The 26,746-nt window shown below is 71.9% G+C and carries 16 protein-coding genes; 9 read left to right on the top strand and 7 right to left on the bottom strand.

The window, feature by feature from the left end:
* Positions 1–266: 266 nt before the first annotated feature.
* Complete coding sequence (locus ACIRBX_RS20270) at positions 267–665, top strand: WXG100 family type VII secretion target (protein ID WP_402298409.1); 399 nt, start codon at positions 267–269, stop codon at positions 663–665.
* A 6-nt stretch (positions 666–671) separates the two neighbouring features.
* Positions 672–9,557 carry a toxin glutamine deamidase domain-containing protein gene (locus ACIRBX_RS20265; protein WP_402298408.1) on the top strand — a complete coding sequence of 2,962 codons (8,886 nt, stop codon included), beginning with the start codon at positions 672–674 and terminating at the stop codon, positions 9,555–9,557.
* A gap of 17 nt (positions 9,558–9,574) precedes the next feature.
* Here the strand turns inward: ACIRBX_RS20265 and ACIRBX_RS20260 are convergent, their stop codons facing one another.
* Positions 9,575–10,627, bottom strand: a complete 1,053-nt coding sequence (locus ACIRBX_RS20260) for a mechanosensitive ion channel family protein (RefSeq protein WP_402298407.1) — start codon at positions 10,625–10,627, stop codon at positions 9,575–9,577.
* 45 nt (positions 10,628–10,672) lie between these two features.
* Entirely contained in the window at positions 10,673–11,575 is a 903-nt protein-coding gene (locus ACIRBX_RS20255; protein ID WP_402298406.1) for an AraC family transcriptional regulator, read from the bottom strand.
* 49 nt (positions 11,576–11,624) lie between these two features.
* Here ACIRBX_RS20255 and ACIRBX_RS20250 point away from each other — a divergent pair, with 49 nt between their 5' ends.
* Both ACIRBX_RS20250 and ACIRBX_RS20245 read left to right on the top strand, forming a co-directional pair.
* Positions 11,625–12,071, top strand: coding sequence for a DUF2000 family protein (locus ACIRBX_RS20250; protein WP_402298405.1), 447 nt, complete (start codon positions 11,625–11,627; stop codon positions 12,069–12,071).
* A gap of 62 nt (positions 12,072–12,133) precedes the next feature.
* The gene (locus ACIRBX_RS20245; RefSeq protein ID WP_402298404.1) at positions 12,134–12,889 is read left to right on the top strand and encodes an N-acetyltransferase; all 756 of its coding nucleotides are present in this window, start codon (positions 12,134–12,136) and stop codon (positions 12,887–12,889) included.
* Positions 12,890–12,953: 64 nt separating this feature from the next.
* On the opposite strand, the gene ACIRBX_RS20240 is transcribed toward ACIRBX_RS20245, so the two are convergent.
* Positions 12,954–14,207, bottom strand: coding sequence for an SUKH-4 family immunity protein (locus tag ACIRBX_RS20240; protein WP_402298403.1), 1,254 nt, complete (start codon positions 14,205–14,207; stop codon positions 12,954–12,956).
* A 202-nt stretch (positions 14,208–14,409) separates the two neighbouring features.
* Here ACIRBX_RS20240 and ACIRBX_RS20235 point away from each other — a divergent pair, with 202 nt between their 5' ends.
* Both ACIRBX_RS20235 and ACIRBX_RS20230 read left to right on the top strand, forming a co-directional pair.
* Complete coding sequence (locus ACIRBX_RS20235) at positions 14,410–14,793, top strand: hypothetical protein (protein ID WP_402298402.1); 384 nt, start codon at positions 14,410–14,412, stop codon at positions 14,791–14,793.
* Positions 14,794–15,071: 278 nt separating this feature from the next.
* Positions 15,072–15,914, top strand: a complete 843-nt coding sequence (locus tag ACIRBX_RS20230) for an immunity 49 family protein (RefSeq protein WP_402298432.1) — start codon at positions 15,072–15,074, stop codon at positions 15,912–15,914.
* Positions 15,915–16,017: 103 nt separating this feature from the next.
* On the opposite strand, the gene ACIRBX_RS20225 is transcribed toward ACIRBX_RS20230, so the two are convergent.
* Both ACIRBX_RS20225 and ACIRBX_RS20220 read right to left on the bottom strand, forming a co-directional pair.
* The gene (locus ACIRBX_RS20225) at positions 16,018–19,083 is read right to left on the bottom strand and encodes an NPCBM/NEW2 domain-containing protein (protein ID WP_402298401.1); all 3,066 of its coding nucleotides are present in this window, start codon (positions 19,081–19,083) and stop codon (positions 16,018–16,020) included.
* A 616-nt stretch (positions 19,084–19,699) separates the two neighbouring features.
* Positions 19,700–21,406, bottom strand: coding sequence for a substrate-binding domain-containing protein (locus tag ACIRBX_RS20220; RefSeq protein WP_402298400.1), 1,707 nt, complete (start codon positions 21,404–21,406; stop codon positions 19,700–19,702).
* 212 nt (positions 21,407–21,618) lie between these two features.
* On the opposite strand from ACIRBX_RS20220, the gene ACIRBX_RS20215 reads away from it, so the two are divergent.
* Positions 21,619–23,208, top strand: coding sequence for an alpha/beta hydrolase (locus tag ACIRBX_RS20215; protein WP_402298399.1), 1,590 nt, complete (start codon positions 21,619–21,621; stop codon positions 23,206–23,208).
* Positions 23,209–23,263: 55 nt separating this feature from the next.
* The gene (locus tag ACIRBX_RS20210) at positions 23,264–23,683 is read left to right on the top strand and encodes a VOC family protein (protein ID WP_402298398.1); all 420 of its coding nucleotides are present in this window, start codon (positions 23,264–23,266) and stop codon (positions 23,681–23,683) included.
* Here ACIRBX_RS20210 and ACIRBX_RS20205 read toward each other — a convergent pair.
* Together ACIRBX_RS20205 and ACIRBX_RS20200 are read right to left on the bottom strand one after the other, a co-directional pair.
* The gene (locus ACIRBX_RS20205) at positions 23,676–24,047 is read right to left on the bottom strand and encodes a DUF488 domain-containing protein (RefSeq protein ID WP_402298397.1); all 372 of its coding nucleotides are present in this window, start codon (positions 24,045–24,047) and stop codon (positions 23,676–23,678) included. The genes ACIRBX_RS20210 and ACIRBX_RS20205 overlap by 8 nt on opposite strands.
* 141 nt (positions 24,048–24,188) lie before the next feature.
* Positions 24,189–24,575 carry a VOC family protein gene (locus ACIRBX_RS20200; RefSeq protein WP_402298396.1) on the bottom strand — a complete coding sequence of 129 codons (387 nt, stop codon included), beginning with the start codon at positions 24,573–24,575 and terminating at the stop codon, positions 24,189–24,191.
* Between the two features lie 365 nt (positions 24,576–24,940).
* Between ACIRBX_RS20200 and ACIRBX_RS20195 the strand changes: the two genes are divergently transcribed.
* Positions 24,941–26,644, top strand: a complete 1,704-nt coding sequence (locus tag ACIRBX_RS20195; RefSeq protein ID WP_402298395.1) for a GAF domain-containing protein — start codon at positions 24,941–24,943, stop codon at positions 26,642–26,644.
* The last annotated feature ends 102 nt before the right edge of the window (positions 26,645–26,746 follow it).

Raw genomic sequence — 26,746 nt, 5'->3', positions numbered from 1 at the left:
CTCCTGGTACTCCGGCTGAGGCCGCGGCCTTCCCTGACGGGACGACTCCTGCGCTCAAGGTCGGTGCTCCTGGTACTCCGGCTGAGGCCGCGGCCTTCCCTGACGGGACGACTCCTGCGCTCAAGGTCGGTGCTCCTGGTACTCCGGCTGAGGCCGCGGCCTTCCCTGACGGGACGACTCCTGCGCTCAAGGTCGGTGCTCCCGGCACACCCGCCACCCCCGCGAGCCAGTCGCCGTCCGTGGGGTCCGCCAGGAGCGGCGGCTTCATGATCGTCCCCGAGCAGCTCCGGGCCGCCTCCGGTCCGGTGCTCGGCGTTGCGGACGACCTCAAGGAACTGTTCACCGGCATGAACGCCTACCTCAGCGGCATGCGCGGCAACTCGCCCTGGGGCAACGACAGTGACGGCAAGTCCTTCGCCGACGGCGAGGACGGTGAGCCCGGCTACCTCGCGAACGAGAAGGACGTCCTGGAGGGACTGGAGGCCCTGCCGCAGATCCTGGAGGTGATCGGCAAGCGTCTCAAGGGCATGGCCGACGGCTACGAGACCGCCGAGCAGTTCAACCTCGACGGTCTGGGCAAGCAGGAACTCCCCCTCCCCGGCACCGGTCAGCAGGACCTGCTGCACCGTGACATCGCCGCCGGCAAGTACAACGGAAAGCACTGATCTCTGATGGCTGTCGAACTCCCCGAGCCCCTGCAGTGGGTGCTGATGCTGCTTGCCGGTTCCCGTTGGCCCGAGGGCGACGAGGACCTGATGCGCGACATGGGCCGCCGCTGGCGCGCCGCCGCCGAGACCATGGACGAGGCCGGCCGGGCTGCCGACTCGGCGATGAAGCGGGCGCTGGACGGCCAACAGGGCTCCGCTGTCGAGGAGTTGGCGAAGAAGTGGGACACCCTGACGCTGCCGGCTGACGGGCAGAAGCCCGGCTTCTTCCCCGGCATGGTCAAGGCGTGCAACTCGATGGCCGACAGCCTGGAGGCGATGGCCAACTCCACCGAGACCGCGAAGATCTCCATCGTGGCCCAACTCGGCATCCTGGCCTACGAGATCGCCACCGCCGAGGCCGCCGCTCCGGTGACGGCGGGGGCGTCGCTGGCGGCGATCCCGGTGGCGATCCAGGCCAGCAAGATGACGGTCCAGCAGATCCTGAAGAAGCTGGCGAAGGAGATCATCATCCTGGCGTTGAAGGAGGCCTTCCAGGAGGTCGCCATCAACCTGCTGGCGCAGTCGATCCAGCTCGCGGCGGGCAACCGCAAGGAGTTGGACGGCAAGGAGCTGGGGATGAGCGCGGCCGGCGGTGCGATCGGTGGTGCGGCCGGTGGTGTGCTGGGCAAGGGCATGGGCGCGGCGGGCAACAAGCTCATCGGCAAGAAGATGGACACCCTGCCGGCCCAGATGTTCGAGGGCGCGGTGACCGACGTCGGTGCGGACGCGTTCACGCAGTTCGCGCTCACCGGTGAGGTCGACCCCTCGGGCCTCGGCGGCTCCGCGCTCAGTGGCGCGGGCAGCCCGGCCATCATGCGCGGCGCGTCCGCGTTGAAGGGGAAGTTCAACTCCTCGGACATCCCCGACGCCTCCGACTTCACCGGCGGCGGCACGGACGGCTCCGGTGTCGACACGCCCACTATGGGCGGCTCCGGGAACACGAACTCGAACGAAAGCTCTACAACGGGCGACGGTTCCACGAACAGCAGCTCCACGAACAACGGCTCCACGAACAGCGGCACTTCGGGCAACGGGACGTCCAGCAGCGGCACCGGCCCGTCCACTGGCGGTAACGGCAGTTCGTCGGGTTCGCCCGACTCCTCGGGCTCCCAGGGCTCCGACGCCTCGGGCAAGCCCGACACCCACAGCGGGAACGACACCGACGTCGATCCGGCCAACCTGACGCCGATCGGCGCTGACGGCCACCACACCCGCAGCGGTGGCGCCGACTTCGACACCGCCCCGATCCCACGCGGCTCCACCTCGGACAGCACTCCCGATGCCCCGCCGCGCCGCGACCCCGACGCCCCGCGCACCTTCACGAGCCCGCACCAGGAGACCGTCAGCCCGACCCCGGACACGGCGCCCTACCGAGGCCCGGTGAACGCGGTCGACACGGAGGGCCAGACCCCCCGCACCCTCACCCCGTACGACGCCCCGACCACCTCGGCGCGTTCGTTCGACGCGAGCAGCCACACGCCGGTCGCGGACGTCACCGCGACGCACACGCCGCCGGTCAACACCCCGCCCGTGCACACACCTCCCGTCGACACCCCGCCGGTCCACACGCCGCCCGTTGACGCTCCGTCGGGCCAGAACCCGGCGGCTCCGCCGCACGTCCCCGAGCCGTCGTCGCAGCACCAGCCGAGCCAGCAGCAGAACCACCAGTCGGCCCCGGCCCCGGCCCCGGCCCCGGCCACGACCCCGTACCAGGGCGCCACCACCTCGACGGCGGACAACTCCTCGGTCCACGACGGCGGTACCCGGATCGCCTCGGGCGGCGCCGTGCCGCGTTCCATGCCGCACACCCAGCAGTCGTCCACCTCGGACGTACCGCTGGTGACGATGCCCGGGCAGACCTCCGACCTCGGCCCGCAGACCGCAGCGCCGCAGGCAGCGGTGCCACCGACCGCAGCGGTACCCCGTAGCGTGACCCCGACCACCCCGACCACCCCGGTGTCGGCGACCACGAGCACGCCCCCGGTGGCCGCGACGTTCTCGCCCCCGACCTTCGGCACGATCGGGCTGACCCCTACGGACGGTGCGGCTGTCGGAGCGCCGGCTGACGCTCCCGTCGGCGGTCAGCCGGCGGCGGACACGGTACTCGTATTCGATCCTGAGGCCACGCCCGTCAGGGACTCCAAGTCGTACTCGGTCAACGGGCAGAACGTGGTCCAGCCGAAGATGGTCTACGCCATGAAGCTCCTCGTGCACACCCAGGGCATCCAGGCGTACAACCCGTTCGAACCGGGCCACAAGGATCCGGAGGACACCCCGGACGAGAAGAGGTTCTACGGGAGCGCCGCCAACGAGGGGCTCTGCGGCGGGTGGGTGGAACTGCAGAAGAGGGATCCCGACCGGGCCGCGCAGATGTGGAAGGCCCTTGTGGACTGGACGCCCACGGCGCAGCACGCCGAAGGGAGTTACTACGGGGACCTGGAGAATGCGGCACTGGCAGCGCACCCCGACAAGGCCAGCCTCGACGCGGGGCGCCGGGCCGACCTCGAGCGGCTGAACGCTCTGTTGGCGCCGGCTGGTCTCCAGGCTCAGGACGTGGCGGCTGCGGTCACCGCCGCTCACGACTTCATGCGCGTGCTGGAACCTGACGCCGGGTACATGGGAATTCCGGAGAGTTTCGGGACCATCGGCGATATGGCCCACGACCTCGTCGCGGTGCCCCGTCCGGAGTTCCATTCCGCTGCGGACTTCCATGCTGAAGCGACGTCGGATGATGGTGTTCGCGCAGAAGTCGCGAATCGGTTCGCCCAGGCGGTGCACGGCCTGCCCCAGGTCCCTGGCGGGTACTTCGTCCACCTGGAGACCCCCACGCACCACATGGGTGTTCAGGTGCGCTGGGAGAACGGAGCCCAGGTGTTGACGGTCTGTGAGAGTGAGGTGTTCGGTGTTGTCAGGCTGACCGACCCCCAACACCTGCGGACCATCCTCCAGGCGAGCGGGATGCTGGACATGCCCAGTTACTCCGACGATGAGGGTTCCGACTCAGGGACTTCCTCCGACACCGAGGACGAGGCGCCCTACGGCTACAAGGTGTACCGCTCCACGGCCGGTGACGCCGGAGCTGACCCCGGGGTCGAGCAGAACACCGGCGCGCCCGAGTTCGGAGCGGTGGCGCCGGGGCCGAGGCTGGACGGCGTGCGGTCTCCGCTCGCACAGCCCGGGCGGCAGAGCCCCGGCGACGACCTGACGACCTCTTCGGCGCCGTCGGTCGGCCCGGAGGTCACCACGGCGTCCACGCTCGTCTTCGGGCCGGTGCAGCCGCGCTCGACGGGCGAGGTGACGACGGACGGCGATGTGGGCGGTGGTGCGCGCAAGCGCTCCTTCGACGAGGCCGTCGGCAAGACCGTGCCTTCACAGGACGAGGGCCCCCGCCCGATCAAGAAGGCGCGGACTCCCGCTCACGAGCGGAGCGAGGCGGTCCTCCGGGACCGCATGCGGGAGAAGCCGACGCGGGCTCAGAAGCAGGCGCTGGCCGGTCACCTCGCCGAGCACCAGAAGGGAAGGTTTCCCGAGCCCACCACGGCACTGCTGAAGCTGGTGAACCCGCACGGGACGGCGAAGCCGGGCAGTGACCTGTTCAACTGCCTGGAGAACACCGCCGCGCTGCGCGACACCCACTACGGCCAGGGCGCACAGCGTCCTGCGGACCGCCCGATCCCGCAGGAGGACAACCGCAAGCTCGCCGAGAACGCCTGGCACTTGGTGAAGCAGCCGGCCGGGCTCCACCCGAAGCGGTTCGGCAACGGCCAGGACGGCATCGACGCGCTGGTGCAGCAGGTCACCGACGCCGGCCCCGGAGCCTTCTCCACGGTGCTCACGGGGCAGCCGGTCGGGCACGCCTTCGCGCTGGTGCACGGCCGGGACAAGGACGGCAACAGCACCCTGAACTGGGTCGACCCGAGCACGCACGAGGTGATGCCGGTCGAGCCGGGCAAGCTGCCGAAGTACATGGCCCCAGGATCTCCGGTCTGGGCTGCCACCACCGATCAGGACGGCGAGACGGTACCGGGCGGGCGGCTGGACCACAGCCTGTTCGGCGGGTCCGCCGAGTACGGCGCCGTCACGTACACGCCCGGTGCGCCCGAGCGGGACAGCGAGAACTACCCGGTCAACGGGCAGGACGTCACGCAGGCGAAAATGGTCTACGCCGCCAAGCTGCTCGTGCACTTCCAGGGACAGGAGGGCGTCGACTACGACCCGTTCGACCCGGAGAACGACGTCCCGTTCGACGACCCGGTGAAGTCCTACTACTCGCACGTCATGCTGAACGGTCTCTGCGGCGGCTGGGTGGAGGTGCAGCGCCGCCGCCCGGAGACGGTCGCGGCGGTCTGGGAGGCGATGTCGCGGTGGGATCCCGAAGCGCGTTACGCGGAGGGGACGTTCGGTAAGTACGGCGACCGGGCGGATGCGCTGGATGCGCTCTACGAGAACAATCCGCAGGGGCTCAGGGCGGCGCGGCAACAGGACCTCGACGACCTGAACGCGCTGCTGGCGGAGGTCAGCGGCGGGACGCTCGACGCCAGGGCCGCAGTCGGTGTTCTGACGAGCGCTCAGGACCTCATGGCACTGCACGAGGACGGCGACTCGGACTCCCCCTCCGAGGCGGAGCCGCAGGAGCAGGGCACCGAGGACGGACAGGGAAGCGAGCAGGGCGAAGGCAGCGAGGACGGGGACGGCAGCGAGGACAGCGAGGACGAGGGCCCGAACTACCCGCCGACGCCGTTCCCCCTCCGGCAGCTCGGCGGTACCGACGCGATCGTCGGGACGCCGGATCTGGAGCTGGTGACCGCGGTGGAGATGGAAGCGACCGAGGAGCCGATCGAGACCCGCTTCGCCCAGGTGGTCACCGCGCTCCAGCCCGATGGCGGCCCCGGGTACTACGTCCACTTCGAGACCCCCTCGCACCACATGGGCGTCGAGGTCCGGTGGAACGGCGACGACCAGGTGCTGACGGTCTGTGAGAGTGAGACGTCCGGCCTGGTCCGGCTGACGGACCCGGCCCACCTGGAGGACGTCTTCCAGAACAGCAACGAGCTCGGCCACGAGGGTCATGTCGGCCCGGACGCACCCTACGGGTACAAGGTCTTCCGGTTGTCCGAGCAGCCGGCCGACCAGCAGGACGCTCCCTCCCCCGACGGGCCGCCGGCCAAGAAGGGCGGCTTCGGCAGCCTGCCGGACGGTGCTGACCGGGACCGTTCGCAGCCGCCGGCCGCGTCGTCGCGGGCGATGACGGACTCGCCGGACCCGGTGACGTCCGCCCGGTCGTTGGGGCAGACACAGGCACAGACGCCGACGCAGACGCCCGAACCGTCCGGCCGCCGATCGGAGTTCGCGCAGGGCAACGGCACCGACCGCAAGCACGGCCGGGACGACGACCCGGACGGCGGGACGGAGACCGGGCCGGCCCACCCGGTCAAGCCGCAGCGCACCCCCGAGTACGAGAACACCGACGGGGCGCTGGAGGGCCGGGGCTACCTCAAGGCGACGCCCGAGCAGTACGCAGCCCTGCACGCCCTGACCGGGGGCAAGAAGTACCCCCATCCGACGGAGGCTCTGCTCGACGCGGTCAACCCCCACACCGCGCCGGCCCGCATCCCGGACGGGTTCAAGGCGGGCAGTGACCTGCACGCCTGCCTGGAGGGAGTGGAAGCGCTCCGAGACACCCACTTCGGGCGTCCCCGGCCGTCCGGGCAGACGATCACCGGTGAGGTCGAGGCCCACCCGGCCCAGGCGTTGAACAAGCGTCACGACATCCCGCACCTGTTCGGTGAGGGGCAGACGGCCGTCAACTCCCTGATCGACCGGGTCCAGCAGGCCGGACCCGGCTCCTTCGCCACCGTGATGGTCGGCCGGGAGGGGGAGGTCGGCCATGCCGTCGCCCTGGTGCACACCAAGGACGGACCGATGTGGGTCGATCCGAGCAAGAGGCCGCCGACGCCCCCGGACGAGCGGATCTGGCCGGCCGCCCACGGCAGTCTGCCGGACCCACGGGCGGGCGGCTGGAAGGTCTGGGGCTCGGTCGCCGGTCCTGACCGGCAGCGGCCGGCAGGGCTCGAGTCCGACCCGAGGTTCATGGGCGAGTTCGGTGCGCCGACCTGGCAGTCCTTCACCAATCTGTTCCAGGGCGGCGATGCGGGCCAGACCACTGGTACTTCCACGACGCCGCCCGCCACGGACCCGTCCGTGGCGATGCACTCCCTGGTGACCTCTCCCGCCGACTTCCTCCGGGACACGATGCTGTCCTACAACGGGGCGGTCGGCCTCAAGCAGCGCTACCCGGGCCTGACGGACGCTCAGTGCACGGCGTTCATGGAGCGGGTGAACAGCAGCCGGGACAACTGGTTCGTGCTCGCTCCGGATCCGTACAACCCGGGTGGCTTCGTGCTGACCCCCGCCCTGGAGAAGTACATCGAGGCCGGCCCGGACGACCGGACCCTGGATCCGTACGTCCCCCACGCGCCGGCCGTGGCGCAGGGGCAGACCTACCTGAGCGCGGGTTACATTCCGTACTTCCCCGGCGCGCCCAAGCAGGCCGGGATCGGCCGGACGGAGATTCCGATCGCTCCCGACCCGGCGGAGCCCGGCTCCGAGTTCGTGTTCACCGCCGTGATGAACGGGTGCGCGCTGGCCGTCCGGCCGAACATCGAATCATCGACGTTCACGGCCTGGCACTATCAGTCGGCCTCGGGGAACAACGGCCCCGCACTCCAGTTCCGGCGCAACCAGCAGGTCTCGGACTGGTTCGGTCCGGAGGGATACGAGAGCGGTACACAGCCGAGTTTCTTCGAGGCCACCAACGTGTTGTGGCGAGGCCCGGAGGGTTGGCAGATTCTCAGCCAGGAGAACAGCACGCCACCGCTGGCCGCCATGGGTGGTGCGAGCCTGGCCGCATTCCGTACCAAGCCGCTCGACCTCAGGCCGCCTACGGCCGAGCGCGTCGCGCTCCAGGCCGCAGCGATCTACACGGGGCTGGCCGAGTTCGAGCTCAAGAAGATGGAGGCGGCGCGGGACGACAAGCTCCTCAAGGTCGCGTGGGGGCCGCAGCGGCAGGCGGTCGAGCGTGAGGTCGAGGATCTCAGGTACCAGCTGCTCAGCGACCTCCTGGACCTCCGGCGACAGGGTCATCTGGACCCGAACGTGTCCTTCAAGGGCACCAACGTGGCGGCCACGCCCTTGTCGGGCGCCCCTGCGGTGTCGCCGGATCCGATCGCGGACCTGCGGGCGGCGGCCGCCGGTCTGCAGGCCGCCCGTGTCCAGCGCGGCGACCTCGCGCAGGAGCGGTTCGACCGCATGATGACCGAGGCGGGGATCACGGGAGAGGACCGGTACCGCGCGCAGCAGAAGATCGACGAGGTGCTCGCGCCCTTCCGGCCCCCGGCCGAGAACAAGCAGCACTGGCACCAGGACCTCGCCACCGAACTGACGGGGCATCCGGTGGAAGGGCCCGAGGCACCCGGGCCGCTCCCGGCACCCGACGGCACCGTGCCGTACCGGCCGGCCACGGCGAACCGTCCGATCGGCCAGGACGGCGGACTGCTGAGCCCCTCGGACGAGGACCAGGCGCGCATTAAGAACGCCGTCCCGCACAACAGTCTCGGAGTCCCACAGCGCTTCCCCGATCCTGACCACGGCGGCTGGCCTTCCCAGATCAACGGCGGGGGCAGCCACAAGCCCGGTCGGAGCACCAACTGCGCCGACGTCTCGCTCGCCGTGGTGGACACGTACGCGGGACACCCCACCGCTGCGGCGGCCCGCATCCCGGACGTGGACGGAAAGCCTTCTCCCGATGGTGAGTTGGGTGGGCGACAGCGGATAGAGGCCGCGCTCGGCGCCGAGTTCGCCGATCTCGGCAACGGCCAGGAGGCGTTCGGGCGGCTGGAGGAGCAGCTCACCGGGCTGGGACACGGAGCACAGGCCGTGATCATCACGGTGGACGCCGATCAGCGGTCGCACTCGTGGAACGCGATCAACCAGAACGGCAACATCGTCTACATCGACGGGCAGACCGGACAGCACGGAGCCGATCTCCACCGACGTCCCGGCGGTGAATTCGCCGGGACGCAGGGTGTCTTCGCGATCATGCTGGACCCCACCCGCGCCCCGATCGCGCTGGAGAACGCCCCGGGGCACGACCGGACCGCCCCGGACCGTCCGGGCATGGCCGGCAACGCGGGAGAGGGTTCGAGCCAGGGTGCCGGGTCGCCGGTGCCGCCGGGAGCGACGCAACTCGCGCCGGGAGAGGAGGACTACTGGCCGCTTGCGGCGGAGCCCGACCGCCGGGTCAACCTCGCCGACTGCACCGTGCGCATCCAGAACCCGCACGACACCGGACGTGGTGGGAACCCGAACCAGCCGGGGAACAGCAAGATCTGGCAGACCCAGTTCACCGCCACCCAACAGGGCGTCAACAACACGGTCAACAACTTCGAGAACGTCGGCTCGACCAACATCCCGCTGTGGCTTAACGGGGAGACGTCACTCTGGTACTCGGGAGTGCGGCGTGACCCTGCGGTCAACATGGGCACGCAGAGCGGCCTCGATCACCCGGATGCCTGGATGACGGTCATCCTGCCGGCCGCCGAACACGAGATGGACACCCTGGAACAGTTCGGGCCGGACAACAGCGTGCCGCCGCCGAACCGGGACGTTCCGGCGGTCGGCCTCAACGGACAGATTCCGCAGGAGCGTCTGCTCCACTTCCAGTTGTGGGAGATCAACCATGCCCTGGGGCGGCAGCGAACGCCTGGCCTTGATGGCTTCGGATCGAAGGTGCTCCGCAAGGTGGTTCGAAACGGCGACCAGTACCAGCTGATCGAGATCAATCTGGAGTGATCTGCGGCGGTGGACCTTCAGCCGCCCTCTCCCGTGCGGATGCGGGGGAGGGCGGTGGGGTGGTGGTCGCGGAGGTGGGCCACCAGGTGCTCGCGGACCTCGAAGCGGAGGACGGCGGCGTCGTCCGGGGTGCGGGCGGTCATGGTGGCCCGGACGACGATGGTGCTCGGGGTGGTGTCGGTGACCTGGAGGGCCCACTCCGTGCTGTCCCAGAGCGGGTGGGTGGCGAGGAACTCGTGCAGGGCGGCGCGGAGTTCGGGCACCGGCGTGGTGTGGTCGAGGTGCAGCAGGACGGCGCCGAGCAGGCCCGGGTCCTTGCGGGTCCAGTTCTCGAAGGGCTTGCTGACGAAGTAGGAGGTCGGGACGATCAGGCGGCGGTAGTCCCAGAGGCGGATCACCAGGTAGGAGAGGGTGATCTCCTCGACCGTGCCCTGCTGGCCCTCGACCATCACGGTGTCGCCGATCCGGACGGTGTCGCCGAAGGCGATCTGCAGGCCGGCGAAGAAGTTGCCCAGCGCGCTCTGGGCGGCGATGCCGGCCACGATGCCGAGGATGCCGGCCGAGGCGAGCAGGCTGGCGCCGATGGTGCGCATGGCCTGGAAGGTCAGCAGCATGACGGCGACGGTGACCACGGCGATCAGCGCGCTGACGACCCGTCGGGTCAGGCTGAGCTGGGTCTGCACCCGCTGGATCCGGGAGGGCTCGTCGGTGACGGAACGGTAGCGGAGGTAGAAGCCCTCCAGGACGGCGGCGACCACCCGGATGGTGAGCCAGCCGAGGGACGCCAGCAGGGCCAGCTGGACGGCGTGGTGGGCGTCGTCGCCCTTCAGGTCGAAGATCCGCTCGATCGGCCGGGCGGCCATCAACAGGCTGGCGCAGACGACGAGTTGGAGCGGGATCCGGCAGCGGCGGAGCAGTGCCCAGACCGGGGACTCGGGATGCCGCCGGGCCAGCCGCTGGAGGATCTGGTCACCGAGCCAGCCGAGCGCCAGGGTGACCAGGACGATGGCGAGCAGGGCGGAGAGCGGCCAGAGCACGGTGCACCTCGATGGGTCGGCGGTCTGCACCATACTGTGATGATTTGTCCTGCCAGTGGATGTGACGCGCCGTCGGGGTCAGCCGGCTGCGGAGGGGGCGGCGTGCCCGGGAGGGCTCGGCAGGACGGCATCCGTGGCCGGGGAGGTCTGCCCGGTCGGGCCCGGGAGCTCTGCCCGAAGGGGAGGGCCGGAACGGGCGAAGCGGCCCGGGGTGGTGCCGAGGAAGCGGCGGAAGTGTCGGTTGAGGTGGGGCTGGTCGTGGAAGCCGACGGCGGTGGCGACCGCGGCCGGGGGCTGGCCGGCCAGCAGCAGGCGGCGGGCGCGGTCGATCCGGCGGGCCGTCAGGTACTGGTGCGGGGGGATGCCGAAGGCCGCGCCGAAGGCCCGGACCAGGTGGGTCGGGTGGGCGTGCAGCAGGCGTCCGGCCTCGGCCAGGGTGGGTGGCGCGGGCAGGGCGGCGTCGAGCAGGTCGCGGAGGTCGTGGGCCAGGGTCCGGGGCGCCGGTGCGACGGGGGCGCCCGGGCGCAGGTGGGTGCGCAGGCGCTCGGCGACCAGGGCGAGTCGGCTCTCGGCCTCCCACTCCTCGCCGGGGAGCGTCAGGGCGGTGTGCAGCCGGGCGATCCGGTCCCGGAGCAAGGGGTCGGCGAGGTCGGGGGCGTCCACCGCCGGGCCGATCAGGGTGGTGTCCAGCTGGGTGGTGTCGAGGTAGAGGACCCGCTTGCGGAAGCCCTCGGCGGTGGCGGGGGCGCCGTTGTGCGGGACGTGCGGGGGCAGCAGGCTGACGGTGCCGAGCGGGGTGCCGCGCCGGTGGCGGTCGAGCTCGTAGCGGACGGCGCCGTCGTCCACGATCAGCAGGGTCCAGCTGTCGTGGACGTGCATCGGGTAGCGGTGCTCGGTGAAGCGCGCGTGCAGCACCTCGACCAGGCCGGGCACCGGCGGCCGCCATGCGGTGACCTGCTGGGTCTCCTGGGCGGGCGTCATGTCAGGAACGTACAAGACCGGGCAGGCGGGGGCCGGGCAGTCTCGCTGCATGAGCACTGAAGAGGGGTACGAGACCCCGGAGCCGGTCCGGTTCGACAGCAAGATCGCCGTGCTGCTGCGGGACGACCTGGAGTCCTGGCAGCGGCTGAACGTGACGGCCTTCCTGGTCAGCGGGCTGGGCTCGGCCCGGCCGGAGCTGGTCGGCGAGCCGTACGAGGACGGGGACGGCACCCGGTACCTGCCGATGTTCCGTCAGCCGGTGCTGGTCTTCGAGGGGACGAAGGAGCTGCTGATGGCCGCGCACGGGCGGGCGCTGGGGCGGGGGTTGCCGCTCGCGGTGTTCACCTCCGACCTGTTCGCCACCGGCAACGACCGGGACAACCGGGCTGCCGTGCGGGCGGTCGCCACGGCGGAGCTGGATCTGGTCGGGATCGCCCTGCACGGGCCGCGCAACGCGGTGGACAAGGTGCTCAAGGGTGCCAGGATGCACCCCTGACCGGCCGTGAGCTGGGAGAACTCCGGTGCGGGGGAGGGGTTCGGCTGGTTAGGGTGCGATCCATGAACGACGACCTGACCGTGACCACCCTGGCCGAGCGGCCCGAACTGCGCGAGCGACTGTGGGAGATGCCCGACACCTGGGCCCCGTTCATGGACCACGACCTGGTGGCCAACGCGCTGATGGGGTCGATCGCCGAGCTCTTCCCCGAGCACGTGGTGGTGGCCACCGATGCCGAGGGTGCTCTGGTGGCGCGCGGCCACAGCGTGCCGTTCCGGCTGCACGGGGAGAGCCGGGACGGCCACCTGCCGGACCGTGGCTGGGACCAGGTGCTGCTCTGGGCCGTGAACGGCCACCGCCGGGGCGAACGGCCCGACACCGTCAGTGCGATCGAGATCGCGGTGCGGACGGACCTCCAGGGCAAGGGCCTGTCGGGCGTGGTGCTCGGCGCGATGCGGGACGCGGCGCGGGCGCGCGGGTACGCCGAGGTGGTGGCCCCGGTGCGGCCGAGTGCCAAGCACCGGGAGCCCGGCACGCCGATGGAGGAGTACGCGTTCCGGGTGCGTGCGGAGGACGGGCTGCCGTACGACCCGTGGCTGCGGGTGCATGTCCGGGCCGGGGCGCGGGTGGAGCGGGTCGCGCCGGTCTCGATGACCATCTCCGGGTCGCTGGCGGAGTGGCGGGAGTGGACCGGCCTGCCGTTCGACGCGACGGGGGAGGTGCTGGTGCCGGGGGCACTGGCGCCGGTGCGGTGCGACGCGGAGCGCGATCACGCGGTGTACGTGGAGCCGAACGTCTGGGTGCGGCACCCGGTGTGACGCGACGCCAGGACGGCGCCGACGGGACCTCGTCCCGTCGGCGCCGTCCTCGTGCGAGGGGCGGTCAGAACAGGCCGTGCCACATCTGCTCGACGATCACCGACCACCAGGTGGTGTCCTTGCGGAAAGTGTCAGGGTCGATGGCGGCCAGGCCGTCCTGGAGGGCGGCCAGGGCGGCGCCGGCCTGGGCCGGGGCGAGGCCGGCCAGCTTCGGCCGCTCGGTGGTCAGCAGGGCGAGGCTGCGGTCGAAGGCGGAGACGGTGGTGTTGACGAACCGTCCGCTGCCGGTGCGCGGGTGGACGGCCCAGACCGAGCCGGCCTCGTCCCCGGCGGTCTGTACGGCGATCACGCACAGGCCGTCGGTGCCGATCCGGGTCCAGCCGGCCAGGACGTCGAGGGTGGCCGGGGCGATCGGCGAGCCGGTGGCCGTCAGGTGGGTGCGCAGGTCGGCGAAGAGACCGCCGGGGGCGGGCTCGGCGGGCTGGTCGGCGGTGAAGAGCAGCGGGACCTCGGTGGGCAGCCCGGCCCAGGCGAGGGTGGAGCGGGTGGACTCGGGCAGGGCGCTGGAGGCCAGGTCATCGGCGTCGTACCGGGTCACCAGACCCAGGGCTGCCGGGAGTTGACGGCCGAGGGCGACGTCGCGGACCGGCTCGGCGGGCTCGACCGAGCCGGGCAGCGGGGCAGGGGCGCGGTTCGGGCGCGGGGTGGGCCGCAGGCGTGCGGTCAGGCCGGCGATGCCCTGCGCCCGCTCGTCGGCGGTGATGCCGTACGGGAAGTCGTGGCTGAACGCGGCGTTCGGCAGCCGCTCCAGCGCGACCGCCGGGTAGCCGCCGGGGAGGGTGGACGGGCAGAGCGCGGTGTGGACGGCGGTGACCGCCTCGGGCGCGACCCCGCGCCGGAGCAGCTCGCCGAGCAGCTGGTGCTCGACCGGCGGGCGGCCGGAGCCGGCGGTGATCTCGATCCGGGCCGGCTGACCGGTGGCCGGGTCGGTGTAGTCGGCGGTGAGCGAGTTCCCCGGGCCGGTGGACGGGCGCTTGCTCTCCCGGTAGGCGTCGATGACCTCGTCCACCGGGATCGAGGACCAGACCGACAGTTCGCCCGTCGCGCGGTCCACCACGCCGCAGGCGGCGCCCAGATCGGCCGGGGGCCGGCGCTGGCCGGTGACCGGGTCCCGCTCCAGTGGTGCGGGCGCGGCCCAGACCACCCAACCGAGCTCGAACTCCCGGTGCCTGACCTCCCGCCGGGGCAGCCCGGCGGTGTCGGCGCCGCTGTTCAGCCAGGCGTCGGCTGTGGTGAGGGCAAGCTCCTGGGTGATCACGAGGACTCCTCGCCTGAGGGACGGGTGTGGGTGCTGCCCGTTGCGAGGACGAGACCGAACGAGCACTCGACGGGTACAGCGATGAAGTGGACATTATGATCTCATGGGCAATGCCGCGCACGGCCCGGTGAGTTGGGTCCGGCAGGCGGCGGAGAATCTGACGGGACCTCCCGCGGGGGTCCTCGGGGGCAGGGAGTGGACGATGGCGACGGACCGGGACATTCCGGAGATCACGGACGACGAGCTGCTCGACGTCGCCGACAATCCGGCGCAGGCACGTGAGTTGCACCGTGCGCTGCGCACCCTGGCCGGCTCCGACTCGGTCGGCCCGGAGCTCCAGCAGATGGCCCGGGACGTGCTGACCGGCCGGGTCGGCATGCGCGAGGTGGTCGAGTCCGACCGCTACCTGGGCGCGATCGGCGACCGGCTCGGCCAGATGCGCACCGCCGCAGAGAACCTCAGCCCCGAGCAGCAGGAGGCCTCGGAGCAGCGCGCGGCCAAGCTCCGCGAGGACTACGAGGCGGAGTTCGGGCCGGACGAGCCCGAGGACTTCGAGCACCGGCCGTTCACGCCGCGCCCGTACTGAGCACTGACGGGTCGGGCCGGGCCGATCCCGCTCGCTGACGGAGCGTCGGCGGTGGCTGAGGTCGGCGCTGCCGTCGGGGCTGGGGGCGGTTGCTGCGGGTGGTTGCTGCGGGCGGTGATCGGTCGCAGGGCCTACGCCCGGCTTCGGTCGGAGGTCTGAGGGCGGGCGGGGAACAGGAGCGCTCCGGCGTGGTGTTGGGAGAGTAGCTGCGACGGCACCGACGGTAGTCGGAAGCCGTGGGGGACGACCAACTCACTTGGGAGTGACGAGACTTGAGCGTGACTGTGGCGCGGCACGGCATTTCCACCGAGCACGTCGGAAGCGGTCTGGCGATGCTGGGCGAGGACCTGGCGGTGGACCTGGAGCGGCTGGGGCCCGGTGCTTCGCTGGGCCTGGTGAGCGTGCTGGAGACGGCGCTGGTGATCGCCGAGGCGGGGCTGCTGCTCGATCCGGCGGGGGAGCGGCCGGAGACCCGGGAGGCGTTCCTGACGGCGGCTCAGGCGGCGGGGGCGCTGTTCGCGGTGGCCGGGGCGCCGGAGGGGCCGGTGACGGCCCGGATCGGTGATGCGGTGCGGACGGTGGCGGCGGGGGACTCGCGGCGGGAGGCGCACGCGGGGAACTGGCTGGCCGCGTTCTGGCTGGCGGCGGTCTGCCGGGAGGACGGACTGCTCGACGCGCTGGCCGAGTTGCCGGTGCGGGTGCTGCGGGAGTCGGGTGTGCCGGAGGAGGAGTACCTCTACGCCTGGGTGACGGCGCTCCGGGCGTACCGGCGGCAGGACCCGCTGTGGGAGCGGGAGTTGGCGGCGGCGGAGGCGGCGGCCGGGTCGGAGCTGGCCGGGCTGGGCGACCGCGAGCACCTGGTGAAGGTGGTGCGGCCGGCCATGGAGGTCTTCCGCCGGTACGCCGAGGGTGACGGGCCGGGCCTGGAGGCCTCGCTGGTTCGGGCGTTGGAGCTGCACCGGGAGTACTGGACGGCGGACGCCGAGCGGGCGGCGAGCTCCACCGGCTTCGTGGCGCTGGCTCCGCTGGCGGTGGCCTGCCTGGCCCGGGACGCGGGCCTGCGGGTCGAGGTGGCGTCGGAGTACCTGCCCGCGGCCCTGGTCGCGGGCGGCCGGGCGTAGCGCGGGGGCATCGGACAGCGGGGACGCCGGAGAGCCGGCGGGCGCGGAGTGCGCCCGCCGGCTCGCGGGCACTGCGGTTGTGCGGTGCTGCGGGGGAGGGTGACTACTGGATGAACTTGGCGCCCGCCCAGTCGGCGTGGTCGCTGTTGATGCCGTTGCCGGCGTCGGTGACCTTCAGGACCAGGGAGTTGACTCCGGCGACGCTGACGTCGACCGGCTGGACCGGGGTGGTCGGGGTGTGGACCGAGGGGCTCTGGTAGAGCTTGACGCCGTCGCCCCAGACCTCGAAGGTCACGGTGGCGTAGGCGCTGACCTCGTCGTCCACGCCGGTGTCGGCCTGGAAGCGGGAGTAGCCGCCGTTCAGGTTGTAGGTGATGGTGCTGTTGGCGTGGGTGCCGATGCCCGACGGGTAGGTGGTCCCGTTGAGCTTCAGCGGGTTGCCGTCGATGCTGCGGTCCTTCTGCACGGTGCCGAAGTCGGCCTGGGCCGAGGCCCACGCCAGGCTGCTGGCCGCGACCGGGGCGGAGGCCTTCACGGTGAGCTTGGCACCCGCCCAGTCGGCGTGGTCGCTGTTGATGCCGTCGCCGCCGTCGAGGGCCTTCAGCACCAGGGTGTTGACGCCGGTGACGTCCACGTTCACCGACTGGGTCTGGTTGTTGGGGCCGAGGGTGTAGGGGCTCTCGTAGAGCTTGACGCCGTCGCCCCAGACCTCGAAGCGGACCGAGCCGGTGGCGGTGATCTCGTCGTCCACGCCGGTGTCGGCCTGGAAGCGGGTGTAGCCGCCGTTCAGGTTGTAGGTGATGGTGCTGTTGGCGTGGGTGCCGATGCCCTTGGCGTACGCGGTGCCCTGGAGCTTGATCGGGGCGCCGTCGATGCTGGTGTCCTTGCGGGGCGTCCCGAAGGAGTTCTGGTAGCTCGCCCAGGCCAGGTCGCTGAGGTCGACCGTCTTCGGGGTGGGGATGGTGGTGATGGAGGCCCCGTTGCTGGCGCCCGAGACGTTGCCCGTGGTGTCGACGGCCTTGACCGTGAAGGTGTAGGCGGTGGCGCCGGACAGGCCGTTGGCGGTGTAGGTGGTGCCGGTGGTGGTGCCGACCAGGGTGCCGTTGCGGAACACCTGGTAGTTCGTCAGGCCGACGTTGTCGGTGGAGGCGTTCCAGCTCAGGTCGACCGAGGAGTCGGTCACCTTGCTGGAGACCAGGTTGCCCGGGGTGCTCGGGGCGGAGGTGTCGACCACCGTGCTGCCGGCGCTCGCGGTCACCGAACCCCCGGCCTGGACCGGGACGTTGACGTACGAGACGGTCTGGCCGTAGAGCTGCTTGGTCTGCGCGGGGTAGACGGCGCCGTTCACCGTGATGGTGGAGTGGGTGCCGTAGAACTGGGCCTCCCAGTTCACCGTGGAGCCCGAGTTGTTGCTCAGCACCGAGGCGGTGGTGCCGATGTGCTTGAGCTTCAGGTCACTGTCGCCGACCTTGAGGTGGTCGATCTCCACCCACGGGGCCTCCGAGGTCAGGCGGGAGACGGTGGCGAGCTTGTGGTTCGGCGCGTCGGGCTGGACGCCCATCATGCCGTCGATGGTGTTGCTGACCGCGAGGAAGGAGATCTCCGGGTAGGAGTCCTTGTCCTTCATCAGCTTCTTCAGCCAGGACCAGCCCTCGGCGGAGCGGTTGTACTGGTAGAACATCTCGGGCAGGTAGGAGGTCGCCTCGACGTTCAGGTTGTCGTCGTTGGCGGCGATGAAGTCCAGGTAGTTCGCGGTGCGCGGGCCGTAGTCGCCGAGGCCGTTGAGCATCATCAGGAAGCTCGCCTCGTGGCCCCAGCTGCTGTAGCCGGTGCCGTTGGCGTCCTTGCCGCGGATGTAGCGGTTGGTCGACGCGTCGAACCACTGGCTCTCGAAGTGGCTGCGGACCCGCTGGGCGCGGTTGGCCCAGGTGGTGCTGCCGGCGTTGTCGCCCTTGGCCTTCAGGATCTGCGAGTAGGCCAGCATCGACTGGTACTGGAAGCCCAGCGCGTCGGCGGCCGAGGTCAGGTTCTCGTTCGGGAACTCGAAGAAGGTGGCGGTGTACTCGCCGTTCTGCTTCTTCGCCACCGGCTGCTCGTTGGCCGGGTTGGCGTCGTCCCACTTCACCTCGTGGGTGGCGAGGAACTGGTTCATGGTGGAGTCGTAGTACGCGGTGAGCACCGGGTCGTTGATCCAGGCCGCGTTGCCGGTCCACTGGTACTGCTTGAACGCCTTGGCCATCACGTTGAACGGCGAGGGCAGCTCGCGGAAGCCGGTGCCGTCGATGTAGTACATCGCGCCGGTGGGGCTGTGCGCCCAGAGCGGCCAGCCGTTCTGGCCCGGGTCGTCGGCGTCGGCGGCGAAGGTGCGCAGCATGTTGAAGGTCTCGTTGTCGAGGCCGAGGACGTGCGCGCCGTCCGACTGGTGCGAGATGTCACGGTTGTAGTACGACTCGCGGTTGGTGTAGGCACCCCAGTAACCGGGCTGCACCGTCTGGTGGTTGGCGTCCTGCAGGCGCCACCACTCGGGCTCGTGGCCCATCATCGGGTTGCCCGGGTAGAAGGTCATGCCGAGGGCGCGGTTCTTGCCCCAGTTGAAGCCGTCGTTGAGCGCGGCGTTCGGGGAGTTGATGCTCAGCGTGCTGGTCGGCGCGCCGACGTACTGCTGGATGGTGATCCGGTCGATCCGGGGCACGTCGCCGGCCGCGACGGCGGTCAGCTCGATCACGTCGCCGGGCTTGAGGGTGACCTTGCTGGTGGTGCGGTTGTCGATGTCCTTGGGGTCGGTGTAGCCGGTGCCCCAGCGCTCGTTCGCGTTCCAGCTGTCGACCTGGGCGGAGTTGACGGTCAGTCGGTAGCTCACGCCGTTCGCGGTCTTGCCGTTGTACCGGGTGATCAGGTCGTAGGTGCCGGCCACCCCGGCGAAGGTGGAGCGGGCGGTGCTGGTCTGGCCGGCCGCGCCGCGGGCGTAGGTGACGGTCTCCACCGGCTTGTCGTAGGCCGTGTGGTTCACGGTCTCGATCGCGAAGTTGGTCAGCGACATGTTCTCGGCCTGGAGCACGTACGGCCCGGCGGTGTCCGCCGAGGCGACGGTGGCGGGCAGGATCGGGAGCGCGACGGTGCCGGCGATCAGGGCGATGGCGGTGGTCAGTGCGCTGGGGTAGCGGCGCATGGGTGGTCCTCTCGGGTGGGGGTGGTGGGGGGAGTGGGGGTGTCGCGGGCAGCCTGAAGAGCGGCGCGTGCGCCGTGGTGTCCGAGGTGGTGGGGCGAGGGTGGGGGCGGGGCGGGGTGGGGCGTCGGAGAGTTGGGGTCCGACGTGGTGCGGCGCTGTTGAAAGTCGTTGAACTGTGTCGCCTATTGAGGACTTCCCGAGAGGTTGTGTCAATAGTTGAATCTCGTTCAATCCGTGTGCTTCCAGTGGCTTCCAAGGGTCACTGTGCCGTTCGGGCACGTCCGGGAGGGGCGGGTCGGAGACGTGTTCGTGCAGCTCGTGGGCCTGAGCTCGCCGGGGTGGGCCGACTCGACCGACGGTGGGCTGCCGGGCGGGGTGGCTGCGATGCCTGAGGATCTTGCAACAAACAGCTGGCAGATCGTCAGAAATCTTTCACTGCTGTGTTGCATGTGCCTGCCGGTCTGAGTAGTGTCCCAGCGACTCGACGAGGAGGACGCCCATGCGCGCGGACCGGACCGTGCAGTGCGGAGCCGACGCGGCCCCGGCAGGTCCGCGAGGACGTGCCGGGGCCGGGACGGTCCGGCGGTGGCCGCCGGGCTGACGGGCTGACGGGCGCTCAGATGACCGTCAGGGTGAGCAGCGCGGTGTATCCGCCCGCCGGAGTGCCGGTCGGGATCCGCAGGTCGAGCGCGGCCCCCACCCGGTCGGTGCCCGGGCCGGTTCCCGAGGCCAGCGAGCGCGGCTCGGCGAGACCGGTGCCGGGCGGGACGGCGGGCCCGGGGACGGCGGGGCTGCTCCCCGAGAGGCTCTGCGCGGACGGGGTCCAGCCGAGCTGGCGGGCGGCGATGACGGCGCCGCCCGGGCCGGTGAAGTCGCCGACCCGCCCCGAGAGGCTCCAGGGGAGCCGGCCCGGCCGGGTGTCGGTGACGGTGAGGGCGGTGAGCGCCCCCGTGGTGCGGAACCAGTCGGCGTCCGGGGTGAGGACGGCCTCGGGGAGGGTGACCGCGGTCGGCCCGGCCACCGAGACGGCGAGGGCACCGGGCTCCACGGTGGCCGAGATCAGCTGGGCCGGGCCTCCGACGGGCACGTCGCCGAAGCAGATCCAGGCCCCGAGGCGGTCGCAGTCGGCCGGCTGGGGTGCGTTCCGGATCACCGTGGCGACCGGCGCGGTACAGGTCGACGGCTCGGGCCCGGGCCCGGCTCCGGGGACGGCGGTGAGGGCCTGGAGGCCGGCCGTGATCAGCTGCGGCGGGAGCGGGGCGTCGGCGAGCAGCGCCGCCTCGGCCTGCCGGCAGAGCCCGTACCCGGCGAAGGTGCCGAGCGTCCGGCCGTGCTCGGCGGAGAAGCGGGTGGTCTCACCGGTGGGCGCCACCAGGTGGTTGACCACCGCGAGCGGGTAGGCGCGGGGGTCGGTGGAGGTGCGCAGTGCCGAGAGGTCGGTGTACCCGTCGGCCGTGGTCCGGGCTGCCGTCAGGCCGATGGTGACCGCGGCCGGGGTCGGTGCGGTGTAGTGGCCGGTGCCGTTGAGCACCCGGGCGGTGTGGAGGCCGCTGCTCACCGCGTAGGCGGTGGTGGTGACACCGATGGCGCCGTTGTTCGCCGACTGGGCGACCTGGTTGACGATCGCGACGTTGGTGCCGAGCGCGGTGGTGCCCGGCGCGGTCGGGAAGAGCGGTGTCGGGCCGCACGGTGCGGTGCCGGTGGCCCGGCAGTGCGCCTGCCAGGCGGCGGGCTGCTCGGCGGCCAGCCAGCGGGTCAGCTCCAGGCTGGTGCCGGCGGGGGAGGAGCTGACCACGGGTCGGATCGTGATCGGCGGCAGCTGGAGGCCCTGGTTGTCGGCCTGGACGGCCGGGTCGTCCCAGCGGGTGATGGTCCGGGAGAAGATGCCGGCCAGCGTCGCACTGGAGAGCCGCAGGCCGGTGATCCGCCGCCCGTAGGAGACCAGGTTGTAGGGGAAGGCCACGCCCTCGGCGGTGAGCGGGAGGTAGCCGAAGGGCTGCGTCGGCGCGGGGTCGGCGCTCCCGCCGGGGTACTCCAGCCCGTACGGCAGGTCGGTAACCGCGAAGTGCGCGGTCCCGTTGCGGAATTCGGTGCGGCCCCAGGCCGATCCGGCGGCGTAGTAGTCCACCGACACGCCCTGCGGGCGCAGGCGGTACTCCCAGCTGTCCAGTTGGTTGGAGGCCGAGGTGGAGCCGGAGCCGTAGATCGGGCGCCCGGCTGCCGAGGCGGGCGCGATCCCGCCCAGGAGCGTGCCGAGCAGTGCGGCGGCCAGGGCGATCGCGCCCCGGGCACGCCAACGGACTACGTGCGGTGTGTGCGGCATGACGACGACTCCCCGTGGTCCCCCGTGACAGTACGCCCGGAAAGTTTTCGCGTACCGGTGAAGGGGAGTGGTCCGGCCGGGGAACGACGGACACCCGCTGTCCCAACGGCGGTTCGGAGACGGCGGAATCTCCGCTACCGGTAGTGGGCAGGCGAATTGGTTCGAACGCCGCACCAAGACTTGGTCAAGTCCCTATGGTCTGGACCATGTTGATGATTCGTCAGAGGGTCGTCGGTGCTCTCACCGCCATGACCCTGGCCGTCGGCCTCGGCGTCAGTGCCGTCCCGACGGCCCAAGCCGCCCCGGCGGCACCGAAGTTGACCTGGAAGGACTGTCCGCCGGAGGCCGGCTGGCCGCCGCACGACCCCCGGATGCTCTGCACCACCGTCAAGGTGCCGCTCGACTACCGCAAGCCGTCCGGCCGCACCATCGAGATCGCCGTCTCCCGGCTGCCCACCGCCAAGCCCGGTCTGCGGCGCGGCGTGCTGCTGCACAACGGCGGCGGCCCCGGCGTCCGCAGCCTCCACATGCCCAGCGGGTACGCGCAGGTCTACCCGCAGGAGGTGCTCGACCGCTACGACCTGATCGGCTTCGACCCGCGCGGCATCGGCCACAGTGCACCCGTCACCTGCGGTCGGACCGAGGCCGGGCTGCCGAACGAACTGGTGCTGCCCTTCCCCGCCCCCGACGGCTCGATCGCGCCGAACGTCGCCTTCGGCAAGGCGCTGGCCGCGGACTGCCTGGCGAACGGCGGGAGTGCCCTGCCGTTCATGACCACCGCCAACACCGCCCGCGACATGGACCGCATCCGGGCCGCGCTCGGCGAGCGGCGGATCTCCTACTTCAGCGGCTCGTACGGCACCTATCTCGGTGCGGTCTACGCGGAGCTCTTCCCGGAGCGCACCGACCGCTTCGTGCTGGACAGCCTGGTCGACCCGGACCGGATCTGGCACGGCATGTGGTCGCTCTGGGACAGCGGGGCCGAGCTGCGGTTCGCCGACTTCGCGGCCTGGGCGTCGGCCCGCCACGGCGAGCTGGGCCTCGGCGCCACCCCGGCCGAGGTGCGGGCCAACTACCTGGCGCTGGCCGCGAAGCTGGACCGTACCCCCGGCAGCCACCCCGACGCGGGCGCGGTGAGCGGCAACCTGTTCCGTGCGATGTACCGGGTGTACTCCGTCCGCGACGCGTACTTCCCGGAGATCGCCGTCTGGTGGCGCTACCTGGCCGGGCTGGACGCCCAGGTGCCCTACTGGTACCCGAAGATCGTCGAGGATGGCATCCCGGCCGACAACGAGGTGGCCGGCCAACTCGCCGTGGTCTGCGGCGACGTGCGGTGGAACCGCGACCCTGCGTACTACCAGCGGAAGGTGACGGACCACCGGCAGCGCTACCCCCTGCTGGCCGGGATGGGCGCCAACGTCTTCCCCTGCCTGTGGTGGAACGACCCGGTGGAGCCGCCGGTGCGGATCACCGACCGGGGTCCGCGCAACGTCCTGCTGCTCCAGGACCTCCGGGACCCGGCCACCCCCTACGCGGGCGGGGTCGCACTGCGGCAGAAGCTCGGACAGCGGGCCGTCATGGTGACGGTGGACGCGGGCAACCACGGGGCCTACAACCCCGAAGCGCCGTCCTGCGCCGTCACCGAGACGCACCGCTTCCTGGTCACCGGGCGCCTGCCCGACCGGGACCGGTTCTGCCGTCCCGATCCGGTGCCGGCCGGTGCGGCGGGCGCGGCGGGCGGTGTCGGTAGGTCGATCGGGACGGCGGGCCAGGTGCTGCCGTTCGGGCGCGGAATGTCCTGAGCGGACGTCAGGTTGTCGGCTCCGTAACCCGGATGATCCCAGGTGAGGAGCCGACATGTCCGAGGTACCCGCCGTCCGCCAGCTGCGGCTGGTCGTCACCGCCGCCGACTACGAGGCGGCGCTGCGCTTCTACCGCGACGAGCTCGGTCTGCCCGAGCAGGCCGCCTTCTCCTCGCCCGACGGGCGGGTGACCATCCTGGACGCGGGCCGGGCCACCCTGGAGATCACCGACCCGGGGCACGCCGAGTTCATCGACGAGGTCGAGGTCGGCCGGCGGGTGGCCGGGCACCTGCGGGTCGCCTTCGAGGTGGACGACTCGCCCGCCGTCACGGCGCGGCTGGCGGCGGCGGGTGCGGAGGTGCTGGCCGAGCCGGTCCGGACGCCGTGGAACTCGCTGAACTCGCGGCTGGAGGGCCCGGCCGGGCTGCAGCTGACCCTGTTCACCGAGCTGGGGGAGGACGGCGAGGTCAGCTGAGGCCGGGGTGGGCGAGCAGCTCGCGCAGGACGGCGGCGTGGCTGGTGCCGAGGTCGCCCTTGGAGGCGGTCAGCAGCACGACCGGGCCGGTGGCCGCCAGCGTGCGCAGCCCGGTGAGGGCGTCGGCTGCCTCCGGGGCGTCGAGCTCGGCGAGGTAGCGCTCGCGGAAGGCGGGGAAGTCGCCGCCCGCGTGGTACCAGCGGCGCAGCTCGGTGGAGGGTGTGAGCGCCTTGGGCCAGGAGTCCAGGGCGGCGTCCTCCTTCTTGATCCCGCGCGGCCAGAGCCGGTCCACCAGGACGCGGGCGCCGTCCTCGGGGCGGTGCGGGTCGTAGACCCGGGCCAGCTGGACGGGATGACGGGACATCAGGGGTGTCGCCTTCGCGCTCGGCCGGATCGGACGGGTGGACCGACGGGTGGACCTGAGGGGTCGACCGACGGGTGTCCGCAGCGTAGCCGGGCGCGGAGGCGATACCGGGGAGGCGGGGCGGGGTCAGGCGGGGCCCGGTCAGGCGGTGGCGGCGCGCTCGGCGGCGCTGCGCTCCACGCAGAACTCGTTGCCCTCGATGTCGGCCATGGTGACCCAGCCGGTGCCGTCCGGCCGGCGGCGGTCGGCGACGACGGTGGCGCCGAGGGCGAGCAGGCGCTCGACCTCCTCGTCGCGGGTGCGGTCGGAGGGCTGGATGTCGAAGTGCAGACGGTTCTTGACGGTCTTGGTGTCGCCCGGGACGGCGATGAAGAGGATCTCGATGCCGTTCGGGGTGACGAGCAGGGCCTCGGGGTCGCCCGGGAAGTCGTCGTCGGCGAGCTTGGAGTCGAGGACCTTGCCCCAGAAGCTGCCGAGCTCGTAGGTGTCGGCGCAGTCGATGGTGATGTGGTGCACGAGAGAAGCCATGGCGGCCACTATGACGGCTGGTCAGGTACGCGTCCAGAAGATTTGGCAGCCCCCGCAGCGGCTCCGTGCGGCCGGCAGGGGCCGCCAGGGGCGCGGGGAACTGCGCGAGACGGAAGGCGGTGACCCGTTTGCCGGGTGCGGGCCCGCACGTGCAACTGGGTGTCCGTACCCGACAGGTGGCTTGCGTCTTCCGCTTCGCGCAGTTCCTCGCGCCCTGGCGGGCTGCGGTGACCCGTTTGCCGGGTGCGGGCCCTGACGTGCAACTGGGTGTCCGTGCCCGGCAGGTGGCTTGCGTCTTCCGCTTCGCGCGGTTCCCCGCGCCCCTGGCGGGCCGTCGGGGTGGGAGGGGTCGCTACGGTGGCGGGGTGAGCGAGTACGAGGTGGGGCCACGGCTGCGGTTGGACGAGCTGCTGGGGGAGTTGCAGGCCAGGATCGACGCTGTGCGCGGGACCCGGGACCGGGTGCACAGTCTGTTGGAGGCGGTGCTGTCGGTCGGGCGGGAGCTGGACCTCACGCAGGTGCTGCGCCGGATCGTGGAGGCGGCGGCCGACCTGGTGGACGCCCGGTACGCCGCGCTGGGGGTGATCGGGCCGGATGGTGAGTCGCTGTCGCAGTTCCTGACGGTGGGTCTGACCGAGGCGGAGATCGCCGGGATCGGCCGCTACCCGACCGGGCGCGGGATCCTGGGCGAACTGATCCGCCACCCGGAGCCCTTGCGGCTGGCCGACCTCGCCGATCACCCCGCCTCGTACGGTTGCCCGGCCCACCACCCGGTGATGCGGACCTTCCTGGGCGTGCCGGTGCGGGTCCGGGACGAGGTGTTCGGCAACCTCTACCTGACGGACCGCCGGGGCGGCGGGGAGTTCGACGCCGACGACGAGGCGGTGATCTCCACGCTGGCGGTGGCCGCCGGGGTGGCGATCGACAACGCCCGGCTGTACGAGGAGGCGCAGCGGCAGCAGCGCTGGCTGGCCGCGAGCGCGGAGATCACCCGGAGCCTGCTCTCGGGCGGTTCGCGGGCCGAGGTGCTGGAGCTGATCGTCCGTCGGGCCCGGGAGATCACCGGGGCGGAGGTCGGTGACCTCGTGGTGCCGGAGGGGGACGGGCTGCGCGTGGAGGTGGCCGGTGGCGGGGCGGCGGCCGGGCGGTTGGGGCGGGCGGTCCCGCGTCGGGGCACGCTGTCCGGCCGGGCGTTGGCCGGGGGTGTGCCGGTGACCACTGGGGACCTGGCGGGGGAGGCGGAGCCGGTGGTCGGCCCGGACTGCTTCGAGGGGCTCGGCCCGGCGGTGGCGGTACCGCTCGGCCGGTCGGCCGGACAGGTGGACGGGGTGCTCCTGCTGGCCCGGCGGCGGGGTGCGGCGGCGTTCACCGAGCGGGAGTCGGGGCCGCTTCAGGGCTTCGCGGACCAGGCGGCGCTGGCACTGGAGCTGGCCGCCCGGCGGCGGGACGCCGAGCAGTTGACCGTGCTGGAGGACCGCGACCGGATCGCCCGGGACCTGCACGACCTGGCGATCCAGCGGCTGTTCGCCACCGGGATGACGCTGCAGAGCGCGGTCCGGCTGGTGGAGCATCCAGGGGCGGCCGAGCGGGTGCGGCGGGCGGTGGGCGATCTGGACGAGACCATAAAGATCATCAGGACCACCATCTTCGCGCTGCGCAGCCGGGAGGAGCCGGGGGCGGGTGGCCTGCGGGCCGAGGCGGTCCGGGCGGTGGAGCAGGCCCAGGCGGTGCTGGGCTTCGCGCCGCGCCTGGGGCTGGAGGGGCTGTTGGACACCGACGTCCCGGCCGAGCTGGCCGAACAGGTGGTGGCGGTGCTCGGTGAGGCGTTGAGCAACGCGGCCCGGCACGCGGGGGCGTGCCGGGTCGACGTCGCGCTCCGGGCCGCCGGCGGGCGGCTGGTGCTCACCGTCGAGGACGACGGTGTGGGCATCCCCGCCCAGGGGCGCCGGAGCGGGCTGCGGAATCTCGCGGATCGGGCCGAACGGCTGGGCGGCACGCTGGAGTTGGCGGCGCCGGAGCAGGGTGGCACCCGTCTGGTCTGGTCGGTGCCGCTGCCCGCTGCGGGGTGAGGGCAGACCCCGAGGTGGCGCCGGGCGGGTGCTGCCGGGGTACGCGCCGTCGCCGTCCGGCCCCGGGGGCGCTTCGGTGACGCCCGTCGCGCGGCGGAGCCG

The organism is Kitasatospora sp. NPDC096147 (assembly GCF_044763225.1).
GTDB lineage: Bacteria > Actinomycetota > Actinomycetes > Streptomycetales > Streptomycetaceae > Kitasatospora.
The sequence above is the reverse complement of the archived record's forward strand: the minus strand, read 5'-3'. Positions and strand labels throughout refer to the sequence as shown.